Raw genomic sequence first — 3,660 nt, forward strand, 5'->3', positions numbered from 1 at the left:
TCCAGCTGGATGGATCCGCCAGCGACGAACTGCCCGTGCCGGGCGCCGAGGTCCGCGCCGCCGGCCGCCCCGTCGGACGCGTCGGGACCGTGGTCCAGCACCACGAGGACGGACCGGTGGCCCTCGCCCTGCTCAAGCGGTCCGTGGCCGTCGACGCCGCCCTCGAGATCGACGGGGTCGTCGCCGCCGTCGACCCGGACAGCGCCCCGGAGGACACCGGGACCCAGGCCGGACGAGAGGCCATCCGCCGACTCCGCGGCCAGGCCTGACACCCCCGCGGGGGTCGGATCACCCCCGCGGGTCACTGCCGGAGACGACTCCCTCGACACCCGGGCGGACATTCCGCGCCGGGCACGCTATCCTGTGGACAGGCAGATACTCACACTTGCAATGGGCACCCCCGAGGTGGCCCAGCACCGTTTCCGAGGGGGTCAGGTCAATGGGCCGAGGCCGCGCGAAGGCGAAGCAGACCAAGGTCGCTCGCGAACTCAAGTACAACACTCCGCAGACGGACCTAGAACGTCTCCAGCAGGAGTTGTCGGGTGGAGGGTCGCCGACGCGGCTCAGCACCGATGAGGACGATGACCCCTACGGGTCATGGTCCGACGGCGACACCAGGTACTGATCATCCCCCGTTCCCGGTAGACCCACGTGGGCCGGGCATCCCCGAGGATGCCCGGCTCACGCGTGTCACACTGGCCGGGACACCGCACGACGACACAGCGACCCGGCCGGAACTGCCCCGGCCGGGTCGCTGTCGTCTGCGAGCGGTCAGAACCGGGCGTGTGAACCCTCGAGTGTCACGCGGGGGGCGTCGGCGTCCTCGCCGGCCTTCTCCACGCGCCCGATCACCCAGTTCTCGACGTGGCGTGCGGTGAGGACGGCCTGGGCCCGGTCCACGTCCTCCTCGGGCAGGACGGCGACCATCCCGACCCCCATGTTGAACGTGCGCTCCATCTCGGCCTGCTCGACGCGGCCGTGATGGGCGATGGTGCCGAAGACGGCGGGAACGGGCCAGCGCCCCCGGTCGAGGCGCGCGACCAGGCCGCGGGGCATCACCCGGGCGAGGTTCTCGGCGAGCCCGCCGCCGGTGACGTGGCTGAAGACCCGGACGTCGGTCTCCGCGATGAGGCTCAGGCAGTCGAGCGCATAGATACGCGTCGGCTCGAGCAGCTCCTCACCCAGGGTCCGTCCGAACTCCTCGACGTGCCCCTCGAGCGGGAGTCGGGCGAGCTCGAGGAGGACGTGCCGGGCCAACGAGTACCCGTTGGAGTGCAGCCCCGAGGAGGCCATGCCGATGATCACGTCGCCGGGGCGGACCTTCTCGGCCTGGAGGATCTCGTCGGCCTCGACGATCCCCACACCGGTGGCGGAGATGTCGTACTCCCCCGGGGCCATGAGACCGGGGTGCTCGGCCGTCTCCCCGCCCAGCAGCGCGCACCCGGCCCGGACGCAGCCCTCCGCGATCCCCTCGACGATGTCCGCGACGTGCTCGGGGACGACCTTGCCGATGGCGATGTAGTCCTGCAGGAACAGCGGCTCGGCACCGCACACCACGAGGTCGTCGACGACCATGGCGACGAGATCGATACCGACCGTGTTGTGGACGTCCATCGCCTGCGCGACGGCGATCTTGGTCCCGACGCCGTCCGTGGACGACGCGAGGAGCGGTTGCCGGTAGGTGTTCTTCAGCGAGAACAGGCCGGCGAATCCACCGAGGCCTCCCATCACCTCCGGCCGGGTCGCCCGCTTGGCGTGGGGGGCGAACAGCTCCACCGCGCGCTCGCCGGCGTCGATGTCGACGCCCGCGGCGGCATACGAGGCGCCGGTCGGGGGGTGTGAGTTGTCGGTCATGTGGTCTCTCCTCGTCGGCGCCCCTGGTCGGGCGCCCGTTCAGGGTCGGCGGACGGGGTCCGCGATGTCACTGCGGACCGGGAAGCGATCGGCCTCGAGGCCGTCGACCTCGGCTGCCAGCGCGCGCACGGCCGCGCTCATGGGCGAGTCGTCGGGAAGCTCGATGGGATAGTGCCCGTCGAAGCACGCTGCGCACAGTTCGTCGCCGCGTTGGCCGCTGGCCTCGATCATCCCCTCGACGGAGACGTAACCGAGGCTGTCCGCACCGATGGCGCGGCGCACCCCCTCGAGCATCCCGTCCGAGGCATCGACGCCGTTGGCGATGAGCTCGGCGGGACTGGCGAAGTCGATCCCGTAGAAGCACGGCCAGCGCACCGGCGGCGAGGCGATCCGGACGTGCACCTCACGGGCTCCGGCCTCGTACAACATGCGGACCAGGGCGCGCTGGGTGTTGCCCCGAACGATCGAGTCGTCCACCACCACGAGCCGCTGCCCGCGGATCACCTCACGCAGCGGGTTGAGCTTGAGCCGGATCCCCAGTTGCCTGATGGTCTGGCTGGGTTGGATGAACGTACGGCCCACGTAGGCGTTCTTCGTCAGCCCCTGCGCGAACGGGATCCCGGACTCCTGCGCGTAACCGACGGCGGCCGGGGTGCCGGACTCGGGTACCGGGATCACCAGATCGCCCTCGGCGGGATGCTCGCGGGCCAGGCGGCGCCCGATCTCCACCCTCGCGGAGTTGACCAGGCGCTGGTTGATCACCGAGTCGGGACGGGCGAGGTAGACGTACTCGAACACACACGTCTTGGGGGTCGGGGGCGAGAGCTTGCGGGACCGTACGCCGTCGGCGTCGATCGCGATGAGTTCGCCGGGCTCGATGTCGCGGACGAACGAGGCGCCGACGATGTCCAGGGCCGACGTCTCCGACGAGACGACCCAGCCGCGCTCGAGGCGGCCGAGCGCCAGCGGGCGGACACCGTGCGGGTCTCGGGCCGCGTAGAGCGTGTTCTCGTCGGAGAAGGTGAGACAGTAGGCACCGCGCAGCCGGGGCAGCAGACGGGCCGCGGCCTCCTCGAGTCCCCCGTCGCGCGCCTCGTGGGCCAGCAGGGTCGAGACGATGTCGGAGTCCGAGTGGGTGCTCTCCTCCGAGTACCCGCCGATCCCCAGGTCCGTCGCGTGCCGTTTGAGTTCCTGCGTGTTGACGAGGTTGCCGTTGTGGCCGAGGACGACGGAACCGCCGTCGATGATCGGCCTGAACATCGGCTGGGCGTTGTCCCAGCTCGCCGCGCCGGTGGTGGAGTAGCGGCAGTGGCCGATCGCCACGTGACCGTGCATCGACTCGAGGGTCTGCTCGTCGAAGACCTGACTGACCAGGCCGAGATCCTTGTAGACCAGGACCTGCTCACCGTCCGCCACGGCGATCCCGGCGGCCTCCTGGCCACGGTGCTGGAGTGCGTACAGGCCGTAGTAGGTGAGCTTGGCGACGTCCTCGCCGGGGGCCCACACGCCGAAGACGCCGCATTCCTCGACCGGGCCGATGCGCTCGGCGTCGACGGGCAGGCCTGCGGGGCCGGGGGCTGACGGATCGGGCAGCCCGAGCCCGACGGCGGAGCTGCCACCGGGACGGCGGAGTGACCCGGACGGTGCCGGTCGTGACGACGTACTCTCCACCTGCTGGTGCTCCCTCGCGACTTTCGGGGCGGTCCGCCCGGACGGACCCCGGCGGTGCGCCTGCAAGTCTACGGTCACCGACCCCCGCGGCCCCAAAGTCCGGCGCGCAGCCCCCCTCCGCCGGGCGTCCGCGCC

3 protein-coding genes and 1 pseudogene are annotated in these 3,660 nt (G+C 71.1%); 2 read left to right on the top strand and 2 right to left on the bottom strand.

Annotated features, from left to right (window positions below; translation table 11 throughout):
* A pseudogene (locus G6024_RS09960) lies at window positions 1-269 on the top strand (CAF17-like 4Fe-4S cluster assembly/insertion protein YgfZ); the annotation flags it as partial.
* Between the two features lie 170 nt (window positions 270-439).
* On the top strand, window positions 440-625 hold the full coding sequence (locus tag G6024_RS09965) for a DUF3073 domain-containing protein (protein WP_067712007.1): 186 nt from the start codon (window positions 440-442) through the stop codon (window positions 623-625).
* 146 nt (window positions 626-771) lie between these two features.
* Here G6024_RS09965 and purM read toward each other — a convergent pair whose 3' ends face one another.
* Together purM and purF are read right to left on the bottom strand one after the other, a co-directional pair.
* Window positions 772-1,854: a phosphoribosylformylglycinamidine cyclo-ligase gene (purM, locus tag G6024_RS09970; RefSeq protein WP_067712004.1), complete on the bottom strand. Its 1,083-nt coding sequence runs from the start codon at window positions 1,852-1,854 to the stop codon at window positions 772-774.
* 39 nt (window positions 1,855-1,893) lie between these two features.
* A complete protein-coding gene (gene purF / locus G6024_RS09975; protein WP_069388590.1) occupies window positions 1,894-3,525 on the bottom strand; it encodes an amidophosphoribosyltransferase in 1,632 nt (543 codons plus the stop codon).
* Window positions 3,526-3,660: the final 135 nt, after the last annotated feature.

Source organism: Dietzia maris (genome assembly GCF_014144855.1).
Taxonomy (GTDB): Bacteria; Actinomycetota; Actinomycetes; order Mycobacteriales; family Mycobacteriaceae; genus Dietzia; species Dietzia kunjamensis.